This is a genomic window from Pseudaminobacter soli (ex Li et al. 2025) (assembly GCF_029892515.1).
In the GTDB taxonomy this organism is placed as follows: domain Bacteria; phylum Pseudomonadota; class Alphaproteobacteria; order Rhizobiales; family Rhizobiaceae; genus Pseudaminobacter; species Pseudaminobacter soli_A.
Genome location: NZ_JARXVF010000004.1, coordinates 359,172 through 383,868, shown reverse-complemented (window position 1 = coordinate 383,868; position 24,697 = coordinate 359,172). Strand labels below are relative to the sequence as shown.

General features: G+C 59.9%; 18 protein-coding genes and 5 pseudogenes. 10 read left to right on the top strand and 13 right to left on the bottom strand.

Annotation, left to right across the window (positions count from 1 at the left end; translation table 11 throughout):
• Positions 1-138: 138 nt before the first annotated feature.
• The 6 genes from M2281_RS19370 to M2281_RS19345 all read right to left on the bottom strand — a co-directional run bounded on the left by M2281_RS19370 (position 139) and on the right by M2281_RS19345 (position 6,929).
• Entirely contained in the window at positions 139-369 is a 231-nt protein-coding gene (locus M2281_RS19370; RefSeq protein ID WP_280822806.1) for a hypothetical protein, read from the bottom strand.
• A 107-nt stretch (positions 370-476) separates the two neighbouring features.
• The gene (locus M2281_RS19365) at positions 477-1,658 is read right to left on the bottom strand and encodes a serine hydrolase domain-containing protein (protein ID WP_280822805.1); all 1,182 of its coding nucleotides are present in this window, start codon (positions 1,656-1,658) and stop codon (positions 477-479) included.
• Positions 1,659-1,727: 69 nt separating this feature from the next.
• The gene (locus M2281_RS19360) at positions 1,728-2,621 is read right to left on the bottom strand and encodes a PhzF family phenazine biosynthesis protein (protein WP_280822804.1); all 894 of its coding nucleotides are present in this window, start codon (positions 2,619-2,621) and stop codon (positions 1,728-1,730) included.
• A gap of 71 nt (positions 2,622-2,692) precedes the next feature.
• Positions 2,693-3,568, bottom strand: coding sequence for an AraC family transcriptional regulator (locus M2281_RS19355; RefSeq protein WP_280822803.1), 876 nt, complete (start codon positions 3,566-3,568; stop codon positions 2,693-2,695).
• A 296-nt stretch (positions 3,569-3,864) separates the two neighbouring features.
• Complete coding sequence (locus tag M2281_RS19350) at positions 3,865-5,739, bottom strand: multicopper oxidase domain-containing protein (RefSeq protein WP_280822802.1); 1,875 nt, start codon at positions 5,737-5,739, stop codon at positions 3,865-3,867.
• A gap of 848 nt (positions 5,740-6,587) precedes the next feature.
• Positions 6,588-6,929, bottom strand: a complete 342-nt coding sequence (locus tag M2281_RS19345; RefSeq protein ID WP_280822801.1) for a hypothetical protein — start codon at positions 6,927-6,929, stop codon at positions 6,588-6,590.
• A 378-nt stretch (positions 6,930-7,307) separates the two neighbouring features.
• On the opposite strand from M2281_RS19345, the gene M2281_RS19340 reads away from it, so the two are divergent.
• The gene (locus tag M2281_RS19340) at positions 7,308-8,507 is read left to right on the top strand and encodes a M14 family metallopeptidase (RefSeq protein WP_280822800.1); all 1,200 of its coding nucleotides are present in this window, start codon (positions 7,308-7,310) and stop codon (positions 8,505-8,507) included.
• Between the two features lie 177 nt (positions 8,508-8,684).
• Complete coding sequence (locus tag M2281_RS19335) at positions 8,685-10,010, top strand: MFS transporter (protein WP_280822799.1); 1,326 nt, start codon at positions 8,685-8,687, stop codon at positions 10,008-10,010.
• Between the two features lie 241 nt (positions 10,011-10,251).
• Here M2281_RS19335 and M2281_RS19330 read toward each other — a convergent pair whose 3' ends face one another.
• Entirely contained in the window at positions 10,252-11,829 is a 1,578-nt protein-coding gene (locus M2281_RS19330) for a PQQ-binding-like beta-propeller repeat protein (RefSeq protein WP_280822798.1), read from the bottom strand.
• 450 nt (positions 11,830-12,279) lie between these two features.
• Here M2281_RS19330 and M2281_RS19325 point away from each other — a divergent pair.
• Positions 12,280-12,420, top strand: a pseudogene (locus M2281_RS19325) (hypothetical protein); the annotation flags it as partial.
• A gap of 581 nt (positions 12,421-13,001) precedes the next feature.
• Positions 13,002-13,250 (top strand): hypothetical protein, encoded by a 249-nt coding sequence (locus tag M2281_RS19320; RefSeq protein WP_280822797.1) that lies wholly within the window; start codon positions 13,002-13,004, stop codon positions 13,248-13,250.
• Positions 13,251-13,344: 94 nt separating this feature from the next.
• Here the strand turns inward: M2281_RS19320 and M2281_RS19315 are convergent, their stop codons facing one another.
• The 5 genes and pseudogenes from M2281_RS19315 to M2281_RS19295 all read right to left on the bottom strand — a co-directional run bounded on the left by M2281_RS19315 (position 13,345) and on the right by M2281_RS19295 (position 15,366).
• A complete protein-coding gene (locus tag M2281_RS19315; RefSeq protein WP_280822796.1) occupies positions 13,345-13,584 on the bottom strand; it encodes a phosphatase PAP2 family protein in 240 nt (79 codons plus the stop codon).
• 235 nt (positions 13,585-13,819) lie between these two features.
• Positions 13,820-13,894, bottom strand: a pseudogene (locus tag M2281_RS19310) (dihydrofolate reductase family protein); the annotation flags it as partial.
• A gap of 18 nt (positions 13,895-13,912) precedes the next feature.
• A complete protein-coding gene (locus M2281_RS19305; protein ID WP_280822795.1) occupies positions 13,913-14,533 on the bottom strand; it encodes an MBL fold metallo-hydrolase in 621 nt (206 codons plus the stop codon).
• 22 nt (positions 14,534-14,555) lie between these two features.
• Positions 14,556-14,681: pseudogene (locus tag M2281_RS19300) on the bottom strand (dihydrofolate reductase family protein); the annotation flags it as partial.
• 214 nt (positions 14,682-14,895) lie between these two features.
• The gene (locus M2281_RS19295) at positions 14,896-15,366 is read right to left on the bottom strand and encodes a metallophosphoesterase family protein (protein WP_280822794.1); all 471 of its coding nucleotides are present in this window, start codon (positions 15,364-15,366) and stop codon (positions 14,896-14,898) included.
• 252 nt (positions 15,367-15,618) lie between these two features.
• On the opposite strand from M2281_RS19295, the gene M2281_RS19290 reads away from it, so the two are divergent.
• Both M2281_RS19290 and M2281_RS19285 read left to right on the top strand, forming a co-directional pair.
• The gene (locus M2281_RS19290) at positions 15,619-17,097 is read left to right on the top strand and encodes a protein adenylyltransferase SelO (RefSeq protein WP_280822855.1); all 1,479 of its coding nucleotides are present in this window, start codon (positions 15,619-15,621) and stop codon (positions 17,095-17,097) included.
• Positions 17,098-17,196: 99 nt separating this feature from the next.
• Positions 17,197-17,358: pseudogene (locus M2281_RS19285) on the top strand (IS630 family transposase); the annotation flags it as partial.
• A 143-nt stretch (positions 17,359-17,501) separates the two neighbouring features.
• Here the strand turns inward: M2281_RS19285 and M2281_RS19280 are convergent.
• A pseudogene (locus M2281_RS19280) lies at positions 17,502-17,687 on the bottom strand (Lrp/AsnC ligand binding domain-containing protein); the annotation flags it as partial.
• Positions 17,688-17,833: 146 nt separating this feature from the next.
• Between M2281_RS19280 and M2281_RS19275 the strand changes: the two are divergent.
• The 4 genes from M2281_RS19275 to gmd all read left to right on the top strand — a co-directional run bounded on the left by M2281_RS19275 (position 17,834) and on the right by gmd (position 24,447).
• A complete protein-coding gene (locus tag M2281_RS19275) occupies positions 17,834-19,051 on the top strand; it encodes a serine hydrolase domain-containing protein (RefSeq protein ID WP_280822793.1) in 1,218 nt (405 codons plus the stop codon).
• 352 nt (positions 19,052-19,403) lie between these two features.
• A complete protein-coding gene (locus M2281_RS19270) occupies positions 19,404-20,423 on the top strand; it encodes an Ldh family oxidoreductase (RefSeq protein WP_280822792.1) in 1,020 nt (339 codons plus the stop codon).
• A gap of 1,884 nt (positions 20,424-22,307) precedes the next feature.
• A complete protein-coding gene (locus tag M2281_RS19260; RefSeq protein ID WP_280822791.1) occupies positions 22,308-23,486 on the top strand; it encodes a glycosyltransferase in 1,179 nt (392 codons plus the stop codon).
• A complete protein-coding gene (gene gmd / locus M2281_RS19255) occupies positions 23,419-24,447 on the top strand; it encodes a GDP-mannose 4,6-dehydratase (protein ID WP_280822790.1) in 1,029 nt (342 codons plus the stop codon). The genes M2281_RS19260 and gmd overlap by 68 nt, the downstream gene beginning before the upstream one ends.
• The last annotated feature ends 250 nt before the right edge of the window (positions 24,448-24,697 follow it).

Below are 24,697 nucleotides of genomic sequence, written 5' to 3'. Positions count from 1 at the left end.
TCAAACTCGTCATACCCGTTGATGTCCCATCGCCCAAAAAAACGTCCGTCGTACCGGGTGAGACGACGGGCGGATGCGATGTCGCGGCAATGCCACTGTTACCGGCAGGCTGTTGCTAGAAACGGCAAAAGAAAACGCTCACCCCCGAAGAACGAGGCGCTTGCTTTCGGCCAGTTCTGATAGGCGCACGCGGATAGGGTCGCGGTTGAGTACGCCGAGTTGCGTTTCCTCTGCGATCCAATCTCTAGCCTCGTGCACGGTAGCCATCGTCACGAAGCGCAGCCGCGCCTTTTGCTTGTCGTCGAGGGTCTTATAGAGCGGCTCCCAGGCATAGGCGTATTGCTTCAGACTGGCGGCCCGCTGCGCCATGTTGGTGGCGCGGTTACGTAGGACATCGAAGAAGTCGGGCTGATCGCTGGTTCAGGTGCGAAGCCTGGTCCAGTCCACTGTCAGTTACAGCGTCATCGTTTCCCGCGTCAGATTATCTCCGCGAGTGCCTCAAAGAGCGCGAGGTTGAAATCCTTGGCATCCTCGACGATGGCCTCTGGCTGCGACGAGAACTTGGCGATGACCATCTCGGCCCGCGGATCGATATAGAGCCATTGGCCGTGGATGCCGAGCGCGAAGAAGGCGCCGGTGCCAGTCTGGTACCATTTGTTGTGATAGCGCCCGTGCGGCAGCCATGACACGGGGGCGCTTTCGGCCCAGGCTTGGCGCGATCCGCCGGTGATGGTGTCGTCCACCCATTCCTGCGAGACGATCCTCCGACCGTTGGCCACGCCGCCCTGCCGCATCATTTCACCGATGCGGGCAAGGTCGCGGGCCGTCATGTTGATGCCGCCGCCCGTGCGTGGCGTGCCGGCCCGGTCGACCGTGATACACGCATCCTGCATGGCGCCGAGCGGCTGGAACAGTCGCTCCGACGCCAGGTCGGGAAAGCGCCGCCCCGATGCGCCCTGGATGACCAGACCCAGGACATCGGAATTGGGCGAGGCATAGTGATACGGCCCACCGTGCCCGCCCTTGCCCTTTTTCAGGCCGGCAATGAACTCGATGACGGTTTCTATCTCGTCTCCGGGCTTGGAAGGGTCAAGCAGCCCGGCGCGCCGGTAGCAGGCATAGGGGCCGTTCGGATCGTGGTAGACCTCCTCGAAGTTCAGGCTCACTCTCATGTCGAGGACATCGCGCACCCGCGCATCGCCATAGGCCGAGGTTTTGAGTTCCGGAACATAGCGCGGCACCAGCTCGTCGAAATCGAGCAGGCCGTCGTCTTGCAAGATGCCGGCGACGATCGAGGTGACCGATTTGCTCACCGAAAACAGGATGTGCCGGCTCTGTAAGGTGAAGTTCGGCGCGTGGAAGTCGGCAACTATGCGGCCGGACTTCATCACGACCATGGCATCCGCGGAGGTTTCGCGGAGAACCTCGGCGACGGTGACACGGTGACCGTTGAGCAGAAACGTCTGACGAAGCAGATCTTCCGCATCGACAACCGGTTCCTCCAGCAGCCCGGGCGTCGCCGCGATGCGAGCCGTCGGAATGAATTCGCTGACGTTGCAAAACGCCCAGACATTCCACGGTGCGGCGCGCCAGTTGCCGAGCCGCACTTCGTCGCGGCTGAAACCATGGGTCGCCTTGAAGGCTGATGCTTTCATCATGAGCGGTACTCCGTCGGTCGCCAGGCCGACAGGGGTGCTGATCCCTGTCATGACCCGACTGGTTGACGATCAAGGCTTTACGGTCGCGTACTCTTCGAGCCGCACGGCGCCACCCAGCCAGCATCCGTTCGGACGTCCGTTCTCAAGACGGAAGCGAACCAGGATTTCCGAGGGGCGTTGCATGGCGCGTCCCTGGCGGACGGTTATCCGGCGTTCCGATGCCACCACCATCCTGTCCGCAAGCAGGCCGAACGCAAGCGCCGATGCCGCGATGCCGGTGGCCGCATCTTCGGGATAGCCGGACGATTTCGGAAACTGACGCGCATCGACGATCTGCGCGTCCTTGTCGAACATGGCATAAGGATAGAGGCCGGTGGAGCCGATGCGGTCGCACAGGTCCTCTATCCTCGTGAAGTCCGGGTTCAGACTGTCGAGGATCGCCACGCTCTTCAGCGGAACGAGTGTCTTGACCCGGCTGGTCGACGCGTTCCTGATCGGCTGCGGGGCAAGGTCGTTAGGCCGGATGCCGAGGATTTCGATGATGTCTGCCCGGTCCCTGTCAGCGTCAGGCAGCGCCTCGACGCGGCCGGCGGGCTGCGAAATCTCTACGGCCGCGCCATTCTTCGTCCGTTCGCGGATCCTGGCTTCGACGCGGCCGCTCTTCGTCCAGATTGCCAGATCGTCGCCAGGCAGTTTGCCCAGCCGATCGAGCAGCCACAGCGCGCCGACCGTTGCATGCCCGCACATCGACATCTCGTGATTGGGCACCCAGAAGCGGAATTCGAAGTCGCAATCCGAAGCCGGCGGCGGCGGAAGAACAAAACCGCTCTCGAGGCCGAAGGAACGCGTGATCTGCTGCATGTCGGCATCGGACATGCCGGCTGCGTCGACCACGATCGGCGCCGGATTGCCTCCATGAGGCCCGGAGGGAAACACACTGACAAGTTGGACGTCCGGACCCATTCTTACCTCGCGCGGAATTCACGGCGCGCAACCTATCGCCGCGGCTGTCCGGCCGCGCGTCCGAACGGGCCTTAGATCTTGATCTGCCGGGCCAGCAGCTTTCGTATATCGGAAGGCGAGCGGCCGTCGGATCGCCGCATCGCATGGGCGAGCGCTGCGCCGCTCTCGAAACCGACCCGGAAAGCGATCTCGCCGACCGGCAGATCGGTTCCGCCCAAAAGTTCGCGGGCCGTCTGGAGGCGGATCCGCATCTGAAACTCGCCCACCGAAAAACCGGTGCCTTCGCGGAACAGGCGTGTGATGTGGCGTCTGGAGATGCCGAAGCGCTCCGCCAAGGCGTCGAGCGGGATTTGTTCGTCGGCGTGCTGCGTCAGATACTCCTTGAGATCCTCGACCAGCGCCATGCCGTGCTCGCCGTGCGTGGCGCTGCCCATGACCTCACCGGCCATCACCTCGGCGATGCACTGGACGAGCAGGGCGGATGTCAGCGAGTGCTTGACCCCGGAATTGCCGTAGGCGCTGCGGCCGTTGCGAAGCGATAACGCCTGCAGCGCCCGCACGGTGGCGGTGCGCCTGACCACGGTCGTGGTGCGCGTGCGTCGGTAAAACTCACTCAACGAGCCGGCTTCTCGGTCGAGCCGGCGAAGGATTGCGCCGGTGACGTAGAGGGCGACGTGACGATGGGCGCCGATCGCCGCCCGCGTCTCATGCGCCCGGTTCGACGGAACCACGGCGAACCGATCCTGCGACAGCCATGTGCCTTCACGCTGGTCTTCGTGCTTGAGTTCGACCGTCCCCTGGCTCGGCAGTATGAACATCAGGCAATCGTGCCAGTGCCACGGCGTGGCGTAGTGGCCGCTGCCAGCCAAGGCCGCATGTTCGTCATCGGCCGCGATGAGCAAGTCGGCCCTCGCTGTGGCGCGCAGTTGCTCGAATGACCGCAGCATTTGGGCCTCCACGTTCGTACAGAGCCCAAAATTACCAGAAGTAGCTGGGCGCGCAATTGAGCTTCCGACGACGAAGTTCAATTCCAAGGCGTTCAGCGTCTTGTCAATTGGCACCTGGGTGCTCGGGGCAGTCGCACCTAATACGGACAGCGGCGCGGCGGCTTTCTAACCGCTTCCGGCATGAAACTGCGTAAGTCTGCTCAGACGCTATGATCGATGAATGTGATGCCGGACAAAGGAGAACACCTCTCTTGCAGGTGTCGTCCGGCCGGCGATTCCGGTTCTAAGGACGCGCTCTAGTGATAAATGCTTGGATCGACGACCGTGACGGACGCCATCATGCCTTTGTCCTCGTGTTCGAGAATATGGCAGTGATAAGAGAAGCGGGCATTTTCCATCTTGCGGCCGCCGGCGTCGAAAGCAGCCAGTTGCGCACCGCCAAAGTCGAGCCTGATGCGGATCATACCGCTGAGATCACCGTTCTCGCCCATGCCCGTGCACTCGTTCGTTTCGGCCGCCGGCTTTAGCTGGAGGTCATTTTCATCGATCCGGTTAATCGCATGCCCGCAAGCGAGATGGTCAGGGCCGCCAGATGGAACGGAGGAGCCGCGTGGAACGATGATCGTGTCATGCAACAGATCGGCCTGTCCGTTCTTGAATAGCAGTGTGTTTGGAATGCCCACGGCGTCGATGGGCGAGGGAGCGCGCATGATCGGCTTTCCATCGTCCGGCCCGCCGATCTGTCGTTCGATGGCGAATTTCAACTGATGAATGTGGAAGTTGTGCACCTCGTTGGAGACATTCACCAGTTCCCAGGTTTCGGGCTCAGGATCCTTGCGGACGCAGAGGTCCGACTTGCCGCCCATGGAGAAGGCTGACAGCCGCACCTTGTGATCGGCAATCGGCCGCCCGAAGACATCCGTCTCGTTGCCATTGTTGTCGATCAGCGTGCTGCCGAGGGCGAATGTATCTTCGACGACCCCGAAATAGATCCGGCGCTTCCAGTCCGCTGGAATGTGGAGATGGTCGTGGAAGAACTGCTTCTGTGGGGCGGTCAGGGTGGGGTCGTCAAAACCGACGCAGAGGTTCGGCAGGTCGGCCGCCAGCCTGGTTTCATCGACCTTCGCAGGTGTGATAGCGGCGAACGCCTGGATCGGCGCCGGCAGCGTCTGCACTGCCGCCACATAGGCTCGCGAGGCCTTGAACCTCACGGTCGCCAACGTGACATGCGGCCATACATCGGCATCACCGATGCTGTAGCCCGCCTGAAAACGATCGTTAACGAGAGCATAAGTTACGTCGCTGGAATTTTCGCGCGGCGACTGGACAAGGAGATCGGCGCGGTTACCTGGCATCAGCAAGATTTCCTGGGTGGTTGGTGCGTCTACGGTTGCCGGCGCGGATGACGGCGCGAGACCGGCGCCGTCCATGTCGAGCACCTGGAACGACGCCTTGCGGGCGATGTTTTGGCCATAGGCCAAGGCCTGCAAGCTCAGCCGATAGGTGATGTTGGCGGAGCCGTTCTGAATGCGCCAGATTTCATAGTGGTCAGGCGCAATCTCCCAATGTGGCGTTTGCTGGCCGTTGATCGTGAAGACCCAGCGTCCGGACTTGACCTTGGGGTCGCCGAGGCTCGTCAGGTCGGCGTCGCATTCGCCGAAATTCCCCGAGTTCAGCTTGTTGACGCCGCAGAAATCCGGATTTTGATCTGTGTAATTGTGATAGACGTCCGGCGCGGGTGGGTCGGACACGTACTTCATCAGCTGCGCGTCTTTCAGGATCATGTGCTTGACGGCCTTGCTCGAGATTTGCACGCAGTGGTTCAGCTGCGTTTTGCCGTCCGGGGACGGTTTGGCGCAAAGCTGTGCGTTCACATCGCCGACGACGATCATGCTGGCCATGCCGCTGGCAAGCTGTTGTTTGGCGATGCCATGGACGTGCGGGTGGATCCAGTCGATGCCCAGCGGGTGCGGCCCGTTCACGCCGATATCGTCCAGCGTCATCTCATAGTGCATGGTTTTGCCGACGACCGCGCCATTTGTCCCTTGGGCGGACGTGCAGCTGAAGCTGTTGTCCCCGAACACGTGACCACTGTTTGACTTGCGCTGGTAAGGCGAGACGAGCAACCCGTGCGTATGCAGGTTGAGCAGGCTGTCGTCGGTTCCGTCCATGACCATGCAATGGTCGGGCGTAGAGCCGCCCTTGCTCTCAAGTGCATTGGTCAGATCGATCGAAAGCTTGTTGCGCGGCGAAAGCTGCAGGACCGCCCCGACATAGGGATCCGCGCAGCGTGGACCCTTCTTGTCGCAGACGACGAGCGACGGATTGTCGACAACCTTGTAGGGACCGATGGTCACCTCTTGCGCAGCGGCGCGCATGTTGACTTCCAACGTACCGTCAGCATCGGGCTGAAATACCGTAACTGTTCCCACTTCGGCCGCGCGGGAAAAGGTTCCTAGCGCACCGGCTGGCAGGGCGCTTGCCAGCAACACAAACACCCTGAAGATCTCTGGCTTCATTGCCGGCATCCCTTGCGACGATACCTATAAGGTCGTGGCGTGGAAGCCTATCGCGCAAGTCAGGGAAACCCCGCGCGCAGCCGCGGGCAGGGAAAGCGAGCCCCGGGCGGCCCAGCTCTGGATGAAATGCCCTCGGGCTGCAGGCCATGCCGTATGTCGGCATCGGGTCACGTCACTAGGATACTCATACCTACCTGAAGGTCCACTATTGAATATCTGCGGTCCGATGCTGCCAATCCGCTAACCGCCCCGAGCTGCAGTTAGCGCCCCATCCCGGTCGTCGGGCGACGCTGCGACTGCCCAAAGGCAGACTTGATCCGCGCTCGGGAATTTGACCTTTGGTCGAGGACGCAACATCTTCGGACATTCCCGCCTCTTCGCGTCCAACCAGAATGCGTCATAGTGGTGCGCATCGCCCGCCACCGGGGCCGCGCGTTCCGCACCCGCGCCCTTCGCCACGAGGAACATCTGATTGCGGTCGGTGCAACGGACCATGTGGCTCAGTCGGCCGGAATTACGAAACGGCTCCCGAAGATCGGGTCGTCGCCGCCGAAGGCATTGAAGGCGGCGAGTTCGGCTTCCGAAGGCGCTTCGCATGAACCCTTGCGGCTTGGAACCCAGCCGCACTGGCGCTTGAGGAGCGCGGCATACTCGGCACGTTTAAGCGCTGCGATTGACGGATCGATGACCGGCACGCCAAGCTCGCGCTCTATCTCCTTGTAAAAGCCGATCTCCATGGTGCAGCCGAGGAGAGAGCGGAGGCGCTCCCAATGCACGGCCATACGCGTATCCGCACGCTCAAGGCCTACACGCGGCACACCTGAGCGAACGCCCTTCACCATTGGCATCGCCGATGCCGACACAACCTACAGCGGTGCGGTTGCGCAGGCGTCAGAGTAGGCATTGAGGTTGCAAGAAGCCTGGCGCCATCGACCAAGCTCCCGAAACCAGACCTCCCGCTACCGAACCTATGCAGTCGAGCAGCAACGCACCAAGACCATTCATTCAAATCTGGCGATTGAACCGTCGCTTTCCAAGCTGCAGATGTACTTTGCGCTCGTCGCCGGGCTTGACCTAATGATGCTGCGAGTTAGTTCAATTGAAATATTTCTGTTCCGGGGGGAGGCATATTCGAGGACGAAGTCGTGTAAGAACGGTGACTTACCGTATGCGCGCCTTGTTCCCGTATAGTTTATTCAATTCATAAGGGGATTCTCGCCATGTCGGATGATCCAAGAGACGTCGGTCGCCGCGATTTCATAATCGCATCCCTCGCCGCAGCCGGCGCGTCGGCTGCCTTTGCGGTTAGCGCTGGGGCAGCGAATGCCCAGGACACCCAGGACGCATTGACACCTTCTGCCGATGCGGGATTGGGAACGGCCTATACCGGCGATGTTGTCCGGGGGAAAAAGGTCGTTAGCGCTCTTAACGTCAACGATCTTGCGCCGGGGCAGAAGCACTTTCTCTATTTTCAGGGTGTGCAGATGCCGACTGGACAACACTGGTACGTGTCCGTGGCGGTCGCCAGGGGGGCAAAGCCAGGCAAGCGCGTCGTTCTGGTAAGCGGTGTGCATGGCGACGAAATGAGTTCGGTGCATACCGTGCAGACCGTGATGAACCAACTCGAGCCGGCAGAGATGTCCGGCACGGTGATGGCGGTCACGGACGTCTCCAGCCCGGCCCTCGAAAGCATGCAGCGGCGATGGCCAAATTCGGGCAGAGGTATCGACCTCATAGATATGAATCGGGAGTGGCCTGGGAACGAGAACGGCGTCACTGCGCCCAGCAGACACGCCGGGCTCCTGTTCAACCGATTGCTGCGGCCTAACGCCGACGTCGCGATCGACTTCCATACCGGGACGACCGGCTTCCATGTCTCGGCATTCAATATTGCCAGCATGGATGTGCCCGAGATCAAGGCGATGGTGGAACTCTACCCCGTTGGCCAGACGTTCGCCAATCATGCCTATCCCGGTGTCTTGCATAACGCGTTTGTCGACGCCGGCATTCCGGCTTTTGCGCCGGAGGTCGGCGCCGCGCGCGTACTGGATCTCGAAATGATCCCACTGTTCGTGGAAGGCACAATGAACGTCCTTAAGCTTCACGGCATTATCGCCGGACCAATGGGACGCACAAGCAAGGACTCGGGTGTCTTTATTGGCAACAGCGCATTGCCGATTCTGGCAATCCAGGGCGGGCTCGTCGAGCACCTCGTCAAGCTCAATGAGAAGGTTGAAGCCGGACAGAAGATCGCCATCCAGCGCAACGGCTTCGGCGAGGTGGTTGCGGAGTATACCAGCAGCGTGGCTGGAGAGGTGGCTGGCCAGCGCAGCGACGCAATGTCCGAACCCGGCAATCCCTTGGCATTCATCCTATTCAACAAAACGACGGCGGGGGACGCTGAGATCTATCCCGAGTAATTCGCCGCGCGAGCAGAGGGCGCTGCTGGCTCGGTTGTTGCATGAGTGAACGAATGTCCGCTTCCTACTGAGTTCGCCCTGAACGCGGCCGACATGGTTAGCTTGAGCAAGTGGCAGGGTCTCACTATATTTTTGAAATGGTCTGCGCAGCGGAACGACGATGCGTGGAGGCAGGCTATGGTGGCCATCAATCTTGGCGCCGAGACGCTGTCCGAACAGGAACATGGCAGGCAGCTTAGGCGTGCCGTGATAGCGAGCACGGTCGGCACCGCAATCGAATGGTATGATTTCTTCCTTTACAGCACGGTGACCGGCCTCGTCTTCGCGCGGCTGTTTTTCCCACACTCTGACCCGCTCGTCGGTACGCTTGAGGCGTTTGCCATCTATGCGGTCGGCTTTCTCGCTCGACCTATCGGCGCAGCGATCTTCGGCCACTATGGCGACCGCATCGGCCGAAAATCGACGCTCATCGCGACGCTTATGACGATGGGTATTGCGACGTTCCTCGTTGGGCTCGTTCCGGCTTACGAAAGCATTGGCATTTGGGGTGCAATCATCTTGACGGTGCTGCGCTTCATTCAGGGCATCGGGGTGGGCGGCGAGTGGGGCGGTTCCGTGCTACTGTCGATGGAGTGGGCGCGGACTTTCAGCCATCGCGGTTTCGTCGCATCCTGGCCACAGCTTGGCGTGCCATGCGGCCTCTTCCTCGCCAATCTCGCGGTCCTCGTGTTAAGTTGGCTATCGGGCGATCAGTTCCTGGCATGGGGCTGGCGTGTTCCGTTTCTCCTGAGCCTCCTGCTCGTCGCCCTCGGCCTCTGGATCAGGCTTGGCATCATGGAGACGCCCGTCTTCAGCAAGCTCGTCGCTGATAACAAAGTCGAACGTGCACCGATGCTGCAGGTCGTGCGTCGCCAACCAAAAGAGATTCTGCTCTGCGCGCTTGTGCGGATGGCGGAGCAAGCGCCTTTCTACATCTTCACGGCTTTTATCTTCGCGTATGGCGTCGGGACGCTGAAGGTATCGCGCGACTTTCTTCTTATTGCCGTGCTGGCGGCGTCGATCGTTTCCTTCGTTTCGATTCCGTTGTTCGGTCACATCTCCGATTTGATCGGACGCAAGCGCATGTACATGATTGGCGCGGCGGCTACCGGCATCTACGGCTTCATCTATTTCGGGCTGCTGAACACGGGCTCCGCTGCGCTGATTTTCGTCGCCATCGTGATCTCGCTGATACCTCACGACATGATGTACGGACCGCAAGCGGCGTTGATCGCGGAATCCTTCACCGGTCGGCTGCGCTACAGCGGCGCATCGCTCGGCTATCAGCTCTCATCTGTGATTGCCGGCGGCCCGGCCCCTCTCATCGCGGCCTGGCTGTTCAGCGCCTATGGAACGGCGTACGCAGTCGCGTTCTACGTGCTAACCTGCTCGGTGCTCAGCTTGATCGCAGCAGCGCTGATGACGGACTACACTGGGAGGGATATCGAGGGCAAATACGAATAGAGCAAGGTCTCTAGTCACGGCGACTAGCCTGACACGTTGAGGTTGCGCCTCATCCCAGCCTTTCCAGAACGGCTGCGGCTTTCCCAAAAGCGGCCACGGCCTGCGCACAAACGGTAGGGAGACGCTCACTTCCCTGTCCTGTGACTTGCGGGCAGTTCGATATTCTCGCAGCCTGAAAACAGGGCTGGAGCCTATCCGCATCTCAACTACGAGGTTGCGAAGGAGCCCGAATTCTCCCGGCCTATGGTTTCGGTACCGAAAAGGCATAAAGCTTGTGGCTATCGCCGGCATAAGGCAGCCCGAGGATCGTGGTGTGATAGCCACTCCCCCAGTACACCGTACCGTCGACGATCGCGGCGCCCGACACGACCGCGCCGCCGCTCTCGAATTGCCACTTGATTTCACCGGTGGCCGCATCAAGCGCGAACATGTTCGAGCCACTGCCGGCGAGCGAGCCGGCATAGACCACGCCATTGCCCTCTGACATCGCAACGGTGACCAGCATCTGCTGCGGATCGGCCGTGCGCCAAAGCACCTTGCCCGTCGCCGCGTCGACCGCTGCCCAAATCCCACCCGTGGTCGTAGTCTGCCCCTTGGGGGAATCGACGGTGATGGGCTCACGCTTGAGGTTGCCGATCGACACGTAAATGCGGTTGCCGTCGGCGGCGGTACCCCACATCATCCCGCCCAGCAGACTGCCGGGGCCGACCTGGGTATGCCAGACGACTTTACCCGTCTTGGGTTCGAGTGCCCAATAGATGCCGCTCTTCTGGCCAGCGCCGAGGAGGGTCTGTTCATGGCCTTCTATCGTCGTTGTGAACAGGTTGGGACCCGCGCCGAAATCGTAATCCGGACCATCCTCGTGGTTGTAGTTTGTCGACATGTCGGCGGGCAACGTGGGGGTGGCCCAGGCGATCTTTCCGTTCTTCAGGTCGAGTGCGAGAATGCTGTCGATATGATTGTCAGCCGCCGCCGGCTCGCAGTTCTTTTGCGTCGGGGACCGGCAGACACCATTGGGGACCGTGAAATTGTTGCCGGTGGTGACATACAGCAGGCCAGTCTGGCGATCGACAACCGGCGTGTTACCCCAGACCGAGCCGCCCGTATAACCTTCGGGCACGATGTACGTTTTCCAACGCAGCTTGCCGGTCGTCGCGTCGAGGGCCACGACGCTGCCGCGGTACTTGGGAACTTCATTGAGCGCCTCGGCGCGCGACGATACGCCGACGTAAACGACACCATCGTCGATGACTGGCGAACTGGTGATGATGGCGGTCGGGTCGGACTCGACCTGGGTGCTCCACAACCGTGCGCCGTCGTCGGCCTTGATGCCAACCACGTAAGCACCGGTCGCGTTGTTGACGAGCTGCGTTCCCTGGCCGATCACCAGCGTACCTTTCCAATAGGCAGGGCTGGTACGCGAAGCGTCATTGGGAATCCCGGTGTAGTCGCTGACCTTTTTGCGCCACTTCACTTGTCCACTTGCGGCATCGACGGCCCACAATGTGCCACCGAAGTCCGGAACATAGACGGCGCCGTCGGCCACAGTCGGTGTGGCCGATACGTTGCCATCCGTATCGAGCGTCCAGCGAGGCGACAGCTTGGCCACGTTGTCCAACCCGATCGCGCGCTCGCCCTGCGCGCTACGGGTGTTATGGAGATTCTGCCCCGCCATCGGCCAATCCCCTGCGCTTTGCGCTGCAGCGGAACCGGCGGCCATGACACCACCCGTCAGCGCGACCGCGGCCACCACTGCGGAATTCCACCCGTGCAGTGACGAAGGCCGACGAGCGCTTTTCCCGTTGAGCTCGTTGTGCATTTACCACCTCTATGAGACGGTCAATCGCATGACCGGCGGCAAACCGGTCGTCTGAAGGAAAAGCTCTGACTGACCGAGCTCTCGATGGATGGCGGATGCCAGACATTCGCCATCCCTGGTTTACGTCGTGATTTCAACGCCTGGACGAATTTCGGCAAAAGCAAACTAGGGCGCAATCGTCGAACTACAAGGATAGCCGATCAATCAGCCACGAGCCCAATCCCAGTGAGAAAATCGCAACTGCTCAGAGCTCGATAAAGATGCTCGGTCGGAGGCTGCCAATGGTTCATACCGGTGGATGCGGGATCGGATTGCCGAAAGCGGCCCCGCGTCCGCTTGGGTTTCGTACTCTGATGGGAGAGGGCTCTGGCAGAATCTGGTTTCGATGGGCGCATCCTGGCGTAATTGGGATGAGACCGACGACAAAAAGGCGACCGCGGAAGTTTTCGCCACCCCCACGCACTGCCGTTGATCGTCTCGCACGGCTGGCCTGGATCGGTCATCGAGCAGCTCAAGATCAACCGCGCGGCAGAACGATACAGGCGAACAGGAGAGCGGCGTAGCGCAAGCGAGCGAGATTGGGCTTACTAGCGAAGAGTTTGCGTTCTCGACCAAACGCCCCGCAAAAGAAGAAGCCCCAGCTTTCGCCGGGGCCAGAGGTCACTGCGGGAGTGCAGATTAGAACTTGTAGGCGATGCCGAGGCGGATGTCGTTGGTTCTCAAATTCATCGAATGGTCCGCACGCGGGGACATTCGCTCAGCAATGCGCAATCGGTCAGGCGTGAATCTATTACATTACTGGCATCTTGTGGCATTTCTGATGCGCTGTTCAACGTTCAGAATTATCAAAATTACAAAGTGACTTTCATGTCGAACAGAGTTAAATCTTTTTTCGCCTGAACAGCAACATATCCAGTACAGCCCGTCTCGTCCCTCCACGAGGCGGGCTATTTTATTGACGCGACAGAAGTTCTCTTTGACTTGGATGCTGTTGTATTACGCAGTCATTTACCTAGACAAATTACGTGGTGGGCTTTCTCGCATCTCCAGCTGGGCTTGATCGTTTCCGCTACCGTCCGTGCGAGATTGGCACTTTTTTTGCCCCAAAGGCCTAAGAACATCGTACTCAAGACCGGATAGGCGTATCATGCCCGATCCGGAGGAGTGCAGCCGTGCGCAAATATCTCTCCCTCCACCCTGATCAAAGCGGCCCTCATTACCCTGAAGAGCTGGAGAAACTCGACGAGTTGGTTCAGCGCGCGATGGAAGCGCTGCGGATAGTCGACCCTGATGAGCGGAATGAGGTCGCTGCAAGGATCTTGTCGCTTTACTCGACCGGTATTCGCGCCGACGAAGAAATTCTGGAGATCACGATCCGCCGGCACAGGCAAGGTGGCGATCTCGGGAGTAGGAAAGCCTAGATCGATCTAAGGACGGTCGTGCCCGCCGAGGCAGCAGGCTCGATTTTGCGTTCAACGCTCCACATGCCGACCAATGACGCCGATCGTGCGGAACTCAAAGGATGCTGGTCGCAATGCGGTCGAGCTTCGACCCCTCTCGATAGGCAATGCGGACGATTGCGGCAAAGATGCCTGTGAGCGCACCGCCGCCGACAATGTCGGAGGCGTAATGCGTGCCAACATAGACGCGCGACCAGCAGACAAGGATCGCCAGGCCACACAAGACGAGCGACCGGAATGGCAATCTCTGCATGGCGAAAGCCGCCGCGATGGCAGCCGTGAGCGCATCGGGCACGAGAATTCCTCTCGCCCGCGCAAAGGCCACAAGTGCAATGCGCGCGGCTGCTATGTCGCCATCTTTGGTAAAAACTTGTAGTTGACGCCTATGCGAAGGATTTGGCCCGTATTCTTGGCAGTTCCTGTCAGCGTTGAGGGCCGGCTACTATAGCCGTACCTGGCCGTCGATGATCTCTTCCCGAGATCGTAGTAAAGATACTCGCTTTTCACACCGGCCCAGGCCCAGGAGTCCGGTAACGCATGATCTCATACATTCGGCGACCGTACAGACTGCCCGCCTGCCCATAAGCCTCCTCGATGAAGTGGCGGAGCGCCAGCATGATGCCTCATACGATGCTGGGTCGCCACGGCTCGTGCGCGTGGGCGAGCCAGACCCACTCGGGGTCGAGCGCGCGCACCCGCAGTTGGCCTTCGGTGTGCGGCTTGTCGAGCTCGCCAAACCAAACCGCCACGTCGCCGCCAACGACGACTGGGCGCCCGCCGGTCTCGACGACGACGACCTGCATGCCGGCTGTGTGGCCACGCGCCGGGACGAGCCGGAGCCCGGGAAGCAGTTCGAGTTCGCCGTCGACCGGCACATACCGCACGCCGGGCGCGTCGACCCACTCGCGAATGTAGTCGTCCTCGCTGCGCGCTTCGTCGAGCTCCCGACGCTGGACGTAGATCGGCTTGTCGGCGAAGAGGTGATTGCCGCCGCAATGGTCGGCGTGCAGGTGTGTGTTGACGACGATGTCGATGCCGGCGAGGTCGAAGTCCTGCTTGCTCAGTGGATAGAGGCGGGGATTGAGGTCGGCCAGCGCCGGGTGCAACTCCGTCATGCCGGTGTCGACCAGTATGCGCGCATCGGGATGGTCGATGACGTGCACATAGACTGGCATCCGCTCGCCCTCTACATGCAGGTCGGCAACGAGGATTGGCGTGATGGTGATCGAGGCGGGGGCATTCATCTTTTCAGCTCCAACATTTTTGCACGCTGCCGGCCAGGCCACGCATGTCCCCGATGAAGTGGCGGAAGAGCGTGAGGCTTGGCTCAAACGCCATATGATCGAAGTAGCCGTCCAGGGATTGGTTCATTCCGAACCTGAGCTTGGCCAGGCCACTTCTTGTCCTCACGCGGCGCATCCGCAATTCTGATTGCGTTATGCAACCAGTTCAAGTTAGGCCGACTGATCTTATCTTGCAACCGGTTTTTCTTGCGAACGCTCCTCCAGTGAGCAAGATGAGGTCGGTTGCGGAACGACAGCGATTCAAGGCTTTTCACTGGAACCGGACCGACCGCTTTCGGCCCTTGTCAGACATGCTGACGGCTTCAGTGAAGATCTGAGGCAATCTCGTAAATCTTGGGCACCAATCGCCCGTGGATGATCTGGACCATTGCCAAGGTGATGGGCAACCTGAACCTGCGCGGGCCTGCACTGCCGGGGTTGAGATAAATAACGTCATCGCGACTCTCGATACTGGCACGATGAGAATGACCAGAAATCACGAGATTGATGCCCATCATGGCTGGAGCAAACGTCATATCCTTTCGGTCGTGGATCACGAATAACTTCTGCCCGAACAGCGTCACTTGAAGGGTATCTGGAAACATAGACGCCCACGGCTCGACATCGACATTGCCGCGAATTGCCGAGACTGGGGCAATACGTTCCAATCCCTCGATGATGGCGGGGTTTCCAATGTCGCCCGCATGGACGATGTGGTCGACGCCCTGGAGAAGCGCAACAGCGTCCTCACGCAGAAGGCCGTGAGTGTCTGAGATCACACCGATAATGTTCATAGAGCTCAGAATCATCAGTCCTCGCTTGCACTGGCGAGAATGCTGACTTCGGAGTCGTTGGTCTGCGCCTGGAGATCCAGAACGAGGCTACGTCAAGAGTACGCCAATTAGAATCAGACCCTCGGCCGCTCGCTTCCTTCTAGATATGGAATGGCGCTACGGCGTTTCGACCCAACAGCCCCTCTCAAATTGTTGGCCCGCGTCCCGCGGCATCCCTATTTAGCTGGTAACCTGAACAAGCCCCGAGATGTCATGCGCAGTCCCCGGTTCCAACACACTTATGCCGCCGACCTCCCCGAACGGCTTTACGCCCGTCCGGATCCATCCTCGGTTTCGACACCGCGACTGCTTGAACTGAATGAAACACTGGCGACGGAACTAGGCCTCGACATCGGCTGGTTGCGTAGTCCTGACGGTATCGAAATGCTGGCCGGAAACCGCTTCCCCGCTGACGTGCGCCCCATCGCCCAGGCCTATGCGGGTCACCAGTTCGGCAACTTCGTGCCGCAGCTTGGCGACGGTCGTGCCGTCCTCGTCGGAGAGTTGCTCGATACCAGCGGCCAATTGCGCGACGTTCAGTTGAAGGGCTCCGGTCCGACCCGGTTTTCCCGCAATGGCGATGGGCGCGCAGCGCTCGGACCGATGATGCGCGAGTACATCGTCAGCGAGGCGATGCACGCACTCGGGATCCCAACCACGCGAACCCTATCGCTGGTTGCCACTGGCGAGCACGTCTACCGCGAGACCAGGCTTCCCGGAGCGCTGATAGCGCGCGTTGCCGCCAGCCACATCCGCGTCGGCACGTTCCAGTACCTTGCCGTACGGGACGACATCGACGGCCTGAGGGCGTTGGCGGACTACGCAATTGGGCGGCACTATCCGCATCTCGCCGAAGTTCCCCGTCGCTACCTTGGGTTCCTCAACGCCGTTGTCGCGGCGCAGGCGAAGCTGGTGGCACAATGGATGCTGGTCGGCTTTATCCATGGCGTCCTCAATACCGACAACGTCGCAGTTTCTGGCGAAACGATCGATTATGGTCCATGTGCGTTCATGGACGCCTATCATCCGGCGACTGTGTTCAGTTCCATCGACCATCAAGGCCGCTATGCGTTTGCAAACCAGCCCCGCATCACCGTCTGGAACCTGGCGCGATTGGCCGAAGCGCTGCTGCCCATTCTGGGAAACGAAGCAGGCGGAGACGATGAAGGCTTTGAGCAGGCGAAAGCGGCGATCGGATCGTTCCAGGCACGCTACGAGGCTGCGTTTCATGAAGGCATCCGCCACAAGATCGGGCTGTTTACCGAACAGCCGGGCGACCTTGATCTTGCCGCCGAACTGCTTGACCTGATGGCGCGCAACGGGGCGGATTTCACCCTTACATTTCGCGATCTCGCTCATGAGGTCGACGGCTCCGGCCGAGTACGCAACCACTTCATCGACCCTACTGCTTTCGATGGCTGGGCTTCGCGCTGGCGTGAACGGCTGGCTCGCGAGCCGGAGAATGCAGCCGACCGGACTGCTCGGATGCGCACGGTGAACCCGAAGTACATAGCACGCAATCACCGTGTCGAAGCTGCCATCGCCGCCACCACCGATGAAGGCGACTTTGGCCCTTTCCAGAGCTTGCTCGCTGTCCTGGCGCGTCCGTTCGACGAGCAGCCCGAGATGGAGGAATACGCGCAGCCGCCAGCAGACGAAGAGCGCGTCCTGCAGACATTCTGCGGTACGTAATTGCGAACGCTCCTCCAGTGAGCAAGATGAGGTCGGTTGCGGAACGACAGCTACTCAACGCTTTTCACTGGAACCGGACCGACCGCTTTCGGCCCCAAGCTGCCCGGCGGCCTTGCAATATCCACTACGGCACTCATCGGGGGCGGTAATGTGCGGCAGAAGCACGTCTGGCGCGCCGAGATCATTTTTCGGAGCGGCGACGGCGTCGGCACTGTCGACATCAAGCGGGAAACCGGCAAATCCAGGACCTGCGTGTGGCGCTGATTAGTGCGATTTGCCGAGGAGGGCTTTGAGGGGCTGCTGCGCGATAAGACGCGGCCCTCGCGCATTCCCTCATTCCTGTACTTGGCAGGGGCCAGCGAATGTTTCCAAAGTTGGAATGGCTGCCGTCGAGGCACCGGCGCTCACACACTGCTCAACATCAGGCTGGTTTCGCTGTTCGACACGCCGTCGATCATGCGGACCTCACGCAGCACGCGATCGAAGTCGGACAGGCTGCCGGCACGGATATTGGCTATCAGGTCCCAGTTTCCATTGGTTGTGTGCAGCGTCGCAATCTCCGGAATGCCGCGCAGCTTGCGGATAACCTGCTTGCGCGGAGCCGAAGCGCTTCCTTCTCGACGGCTTCCAGCATCATGTCACGGCCAGCCTCGTCGCCAGGCGTATTGTGTGCGACTGAGGAATGGATCATAGTTTGGATCGCTGAGCCTCGGTCTGATGGCCAGGGAGCGAAACGATGATGGGGAAATTCGTGGCCATCGTTGTTGGTGTCGTCTGCGCGACAGGCAGCGCCATGGCCGCGTCCACGTCGGCTCTCAAGCCTATTGACCTGGTTGCGCTCCAGGCCACCGTCGAGGGTTTGGCCAAGGAACTCATGCTGCCCGGCGCCATGGTTCTGCTCACGACCCCACGAGGCAACGTCGTCTTCGGCTACGGCACGACTGAACTGGGCGCCACGAACCCGCCGCGCGCCGATACCCACTTCCGCGCGGCCTCGAACACCAAGACGATGACCGCCGCCGTCATCGTGCAACTGGTCCAGGAAGCGAAACTGAGCTTCGACGATCCGATCTCGGAATACGTCCAGGGCGTTCCCAACGGCGACGAGATCACCATTCGGCAGCTCATGACAATGCGGAGCGGCCTCTATAACTTCACCAATGCGCCGGAACTTGCCGAAAGCCTCGACAAGGATCCTGACAGGGTGTGGATCGCTGACGAAGTGCTCGGCATGGCGTTCAGACGGCCGCCGGACTTCGCGCCGGGCGCCGAATTCGAGTACAACAACACTAACTACTACCTGCTCGGCCTTGTCGCCGAGAAGATCGACGGCAAACCGCTCTCGACCATCTTCCGGGACCGCCTGTTCGGGCCGCTCGGCATGAAGAATACGGCGTTGCCGCCGAGCACGTCGAACGCCATCCCCGAGCCATACTCACACGGCTATCTCTACGGCAGCACCTCCCATGCGCTGGTCGATGCGCCCTATCCAGCCGATCTCCAGGCTGCAGCCAGGGCGGGAACGCTCAAGCCCAGTGACGACACGTGGCAGAACCCGTCCGCCTACTTCGCGGCCGGCGGCGTCATCTCGACTGCGGATGACCTCGCGACCTGGATGCGTGCGCTGGTCGGGGGTAAGCTCTTCAATGCCGACTTCCAGCAGCAGTGGCTCGCGAGCCCTGAAGCGCCGGAGCCGGGCGAGCCTGCGATGCAAAAATACGGCTATGGCATCCTGACACTTACCTTCGGGCCCAACGAAATCTATTATCACGAAGGCGAAATGCCCGGTTACCAGTCCTTCATGGGCTACGATCCGGCTAACGACGTCACCCTGGTCATCTGGACTAACCTGACTCTCGCGCTCGACGGCCAGGCGACGGCCAACACCTTGATGGTGAAGATACTGGACGAGATCTACACGGTGTCGCCGGGACGAAACGGCCCTCATGGATGAAGCCGACGATGGAAAGCCCTGCTGATATGACTATGCAGAGGGGGCGAAGATTGACCTGAACTTTTCTAAACCCTCGCAGGTGAAGGTCACCACACGTCCGGCGTCGCGCCGGGCCTATCCCTTCTCGGGCAGTCGTCACAGGATCGCGAGCGCCTCAGGAAAGATCCCCTGGGGCGGTCCAATTACCAATTCGCCAAACGGGACCAGTTCATCCGCCGCGAAACTCGTCGAACCCGAAATCAGAGAGTAAAACGCCCGCGGATTTAGTCGAGAGGCTACGATCCATGATCGCGGGCCAAATTCCCAAAGCCGCATGCCCGCATCCGCGATTTCACGACAGGAAAATCCCCTCATGAACAGTAGGAAAATTGAATCTGATGTCAGGCTGTCGGAAAGCGACCTTATGGCGCTGACGACAGACTTTCTGCTTTCACACGGTCTAAATATTCCGCAGGCTCATTCCTTAGCGCGAATCCTGGTAGTTGCACAGCGCGATGGAAGCTGGTCTCACGGTCTGCAACGATTGCCGGGAACGCTGGACACGATGAGCCATCCCCGGTTCAACAAGGCGGCAGATCCGGCTCCCGAAAGCGTTTCTGCCGCTGCTGTGCGGATCGATGCACAATACGGCTTTTCGTGTCTGGCGGCCGAGCGAGGCATCGACGCAATGGTTGAAAAAACCAAGCAGATCGGCATAGGTCTACTTGCCGTCAAAAATGGTTTTCATTCGACCGCCTTGTGGCCGCTGATCGAGCGCATTGCCGAGGCCGGACTTGTCGGCCTCTCAATGAATCCCACCCATGCCTGGGTCGCGCCCGCAGGCGGGACAAAAGGATTGCTGGGCACCAATCCACTCGCCTTCGCCTGGCCACGAAAAGACAAGCCGCCCTATGTTTTCGACTTTGCGACCTCTGCCGCCTCCCGTGCCGATATCGCCATGCATCGCAACTCCGGCGAGGAAATTCCAGATAACTGGGGCGTGAATGCGCAAGGCGAGCGCACGACGGATCCGGCCGAAGTTCTGGCAGGTGCGATGCTTCCGTTCGGCGGTCACAAAGGCTCAGCCATCGCGACCTTGATTGAACTGATGGCCGGTCCTCTGATCGGAGATCGTACAAGCCGGCTATCGCAGGACTTCGATCAGGGTGCCAATGCCGCTCCGTGTCATGGTGAACTGCTGCTAGCCTTTTCGCCCGACATCATCGGCGGTGCGCATGCCAGCGATGACGCCGAATCCGTATTCGCCGGATTCTCCGATCAGGGTGTGCGCCTACCGGGTGACCGGCGCTACCGGATGCGGGAGGTGAGCGCCCGGGAGGGTATTGCGGTTTCGAGCGCGTTATTAGATCGTATTCGTTCATTGGTCCGATAAGAAGGTGTTCCGGCGTTAAGTCTTGTGGTGCGTGGATAACCTTTTCTCTGGCAGGTGCCTTGTCATCCAGATGATCTGCAAGTAGGTGCGCCTCATATGCGGTCCGATGCATGCGATAGTCCGCCGGTATCGCTGCAAAGTCGCACTTAACCCGCCCGTCAATATGGACTGCGGACCGGCGATGTAGAAATGTCGCTGGCTCTGTAAAATGGAGCTGTCGCGCAATGCTTCTCAAAGGGCAGGACGCGGCAGTATAGAAATGCGACAGTCTCGCTCGAGCCGCTAGTCGGGTTGTTCTTGGCTTTCCAAGACGGTGACGCCCGCTCAGAGCGCAAAGCGGCCAACCCGGTGCCGCAGTCGCGCGGTTGCTTCGGGACACCGGTTGCAGGGGCGGAAGCCGAATGGCCGCTTTATCCGCCTTCAATGCCAGGACCGGACGGTCCGCTGTCGGCCCTAAACTGCCTGTCCCCAACGCGCCCATGTCGGCCGTAGAGACCGGCTTTGCCATCTTCTGAAAGCAGTCATTGCCGGCGATCAAGCTTGAGGTCGCAGTGACGCCACTTGCTGACCTGGCCGCCTCTTCCTGCGGATTGCGACCCGAACCCGACCTTCGCTCTACTACCCAAAGCGTGCGCGCTAACACGCCTATCTCACGCTGCCGACCGTCCCCTATTTCAAGGCGGTCGGTTGGCCACTGCCTGGTGACTGGCGATGCTCGCTTCCGCATTTCTGATCGGCGCCTGCGCCATGTGGATCTCGGACATCATATTCGAACTGGTCGCGCATCGCCTTTGGCCGCAGCCGCCGCAGCAATCGCAAAATTGATGCGAGACGCCGCACAACACCAATGTTTGATGGGCTCGGTTCATGGAGTCGGCGGCGAACAACGCTTACTTAACAGCGGTCAGTTGATGCCACTTCGAAAGGCATGCAGACATGTCTTCTATCCGAAAGACCAAATACATTGTGTCGATCGCGCTGCTGGCGTTGGTGGCGCTCGGCGGATCGCAGGCTCTTGCTCGCGGAGGCCACTCGATGGGTAGCCCCACGCTTCCCGCTACCCACCCGATGGGTCGCCACACGTACCCAGGTGCCCATACGACTACGCATCCACAGTCCAATTCCCGCATGATCCAACAGGACGAACCGAACTTTCGGCCAGACGAGCAGATGCGTCAGAATTACCAGCGGCAGCAACAGTTGTATCGGGACCAGGATCGCCAGAATATGACGCCCAAGTACTGAGACGCCCAACGTAGAAACGCTGTTCCTTACCCCTGACACGGCCATTTGGTCGGCCAGATCGGGTTTCTCGGCTTCGTTGTCCCTCCGCTGAGGCTGCTCGGCCTTGCTGAACCTCAGACTATCGCAGGAATTCGCGCATGTGGAAGCAGGCGCGCGAAGCCAGCTATCGTTGTTGAGGGGCGGGACATCGCGTGTGACCGTCGGATCCAATTTGGAAGTCAACCTCCGCTTCGCGCCCCATGTCGGCCGTTCATGGTGCCTTTGCCACTGTCCAAAAGCAGTCGTCATCTACGGCAAGGTATTGTCAGATCTGACGCTCGAGAGGTTGATCATGAGAGAGACCTCGCGAAACTAACAAGCTCCCCGCGATCGCTGTCGCGCCGATCATGAGAAGGCGAAGTTCTCGGTCTCGGAGCGCTTTGTCTGCAAAGTTCTCGGGCCACCGTCGCCCAAAGGTAAGGAGAATTTCCGGAAACAGATACTAAAGTAGTAACGTACGGCGATGCGCGCTCAAAAAGGACAACTTTCAATATCCGGTGCCAAGGTGCAGAACCAGCATCTTTAGTATTGGAGAATTACCCTTCAACGTAGCAGTGCGATGGGGTTGAGATGCGGATAGCCTTCGTACATGAGTGGCTGGTGACCTATGCCGGCTCCGAGAAAGTGCTATCCGAGATGCTCAAGGATTTCCCGGACGCGGATTTGTTCTGCCTGGTCGATTTCAGCGACGGACGATTCAAGCCCCACTTCATAGGAAAGACCTTTCAGACTAGCTTCCTACAAAGGTTCAAAGCATTCTCCGGCATATACAGATACTTCTTTCCATTGATGTCCATTGCGGTCGAGCAATTCGACTTGTCCGGCTACGACATTATAGTCTCGAACAGCCATGCTGTTGCCAAAGGAGTAATCACCGGCCCGGATCAACTGCATATATGCTACTGCTATACCCCGATGCGTTATGCTTGGGATCTGCAACATCAATACCTCAGGGAACAGCGTTTCGACGGCAGGCCTCGAGGTGTTGTAGCCAGGGCGGTATTGCATAGAGCCCGCATCTGGGACACCCGGACGGCAAATGGCGTTGATCATTTCATTGCCTGTTCGGAATACATCGGACGCCGTATCTGGAAGGCCTACCGGCGGAACTCGGACGTTATTTATCCCGGCGTGGATACGAACTATTTCCAGATCGGCGGAGCGAAGGGCGATTACTATTTCACCTCATCGCGCATGGTCCCCTACAAGAAGATTCCGTTGATCATCGAGGCCTTCCGGCGGATGCCGGACAAGAAGCTGGTCGTGATCGGCGACGGCCCGCAATACAGGGACGCCTTGAGTAAGGCCGGCCCCAATGTCTCCGTCCTCGGCTACCAGCCGGACGATGTTCTTCTGAAGCATATGCAGGAGGCCAAGGCCTTCATTTTCATGGCGGAAGAAGATTTCGGCATCACCCCGCTGGAAGCGCAAGCCTGTGGCACACCTGTACTCGCCTTCGGGCGCGGGGGGGCTTCGGAGACGGTCATCGATGGCGTTACGGGCTTTCATTTCTGGGAGCAAAGCACACAGGCCGTCTGCGACGTGGTCGCGAAGTTTGAAAATTCCACCATCACATTCGATCCGGCGACCATTCGTCAGCACGCCGAGCGATTTTCCATTGCTCGCTTCCGGACCGAATTCAAGGATCTGGTCATGGCCAAGTGGCAGGCACATAGCCGAGCCAACGCGGGCGTGAAGGAAAGGGGGAAGAATGAAGCGGGCCTTCGTGACAGGGATAACGGGACAGGACGGTGCCTACCTCACCAGGCACCTGCTTGATAAGGGCTACCGGGTCTTCGGCGGACACCGCAGAACGAGCACGCAGAATTTTTGGCGTCTTTTCGAACTCAAGGTAGTCGAAGACGAAAATTTCTCGCTCGTCGAACACGATCTGACCGATCCCGGCTCGAACATCCGCGCGCTGACGACCACCGAACCTGACGAAGTCTACAATCTGGCAGGCCAGAGCCACGTCGGCGTATCCTTCAAGGAACCAACGCTGACGTCGCAGATATCCGGTGTCGGGGCCTTGCAGCTCCTGGAGGCGGTGCGCGCCGTCAATCCGAAGATCCGGGTCTACCAGGCCTCGTCGGCCGAAATGTTCGGCAAGGTCCAGGCGATCCCTCAAACCGAGGAGACCCCCTTCTACCCCAGGAGTCCCTACGCCGTGTCCAAGCTGTTCGGGCACTGGTCGGCGGTGAATTACCGGGAGTCCTACGGGATTTTTGCAAGCTCCGGCATCCTGTTCAATCACGAGTCGCCCTTGCGTGGGCCGGAATTCGTGACGCGAAAGATCAGCATCGGCGCAGCCCGCATTCGCCTTGGCCTGCAGTCCAGCCTGACGCTGGGCAATCTCGACGCCAAGCGCGATTGGGGATTTGCGGGCGAGTTCGTCGACGGCATGTGGCGCATGCTCCAGGTCGACGAGCCCAACACTTTTGTCCTTGCAACCGGTGTTGCCACCACCGTCCGGGATTTCGCCACGCAATCCTTCGCGGCAGCAGGGATCGATCTTGAGTGGATCGGCACCGGGGACAACGAAGTTGGCCGCTGTTCCGAGACCAGGCGCCATCTCGTCCATATCGATCCGGCATTCCGCCGGCCTTCCGAGGTCGATCTCTTGCTTGGCAGCCCTGCAAAGGCAGGGCGGATCCTGGACTGGAAGCCCGCCACCACGGTAGCGCAACTGTCGCAGATGATGGTGGCGGCCGACCTAGCTCGTGAAAAGGCGCGGGCCTAGTTTGTCCATTGAGGAATGGAACCACGTTCGCTTGCTCCGGCTGTAAGATGCGGCAGCTTATTCAGATATCTTCCTGAAAACGGACGGACGGCTTCCGGCCCTAAACTGCCAGTCAGCAACGCGCCCAACTCGGTCATTCGGGCTGAATATCTGCCGTCCTGAAAGCAGCCATCAAATCTGTTGAGATGACGAACGGTCGATCCGCAGTGCTGGCCGATCGATTTCCATCCTCTATTGAAAGAGGTCGCGC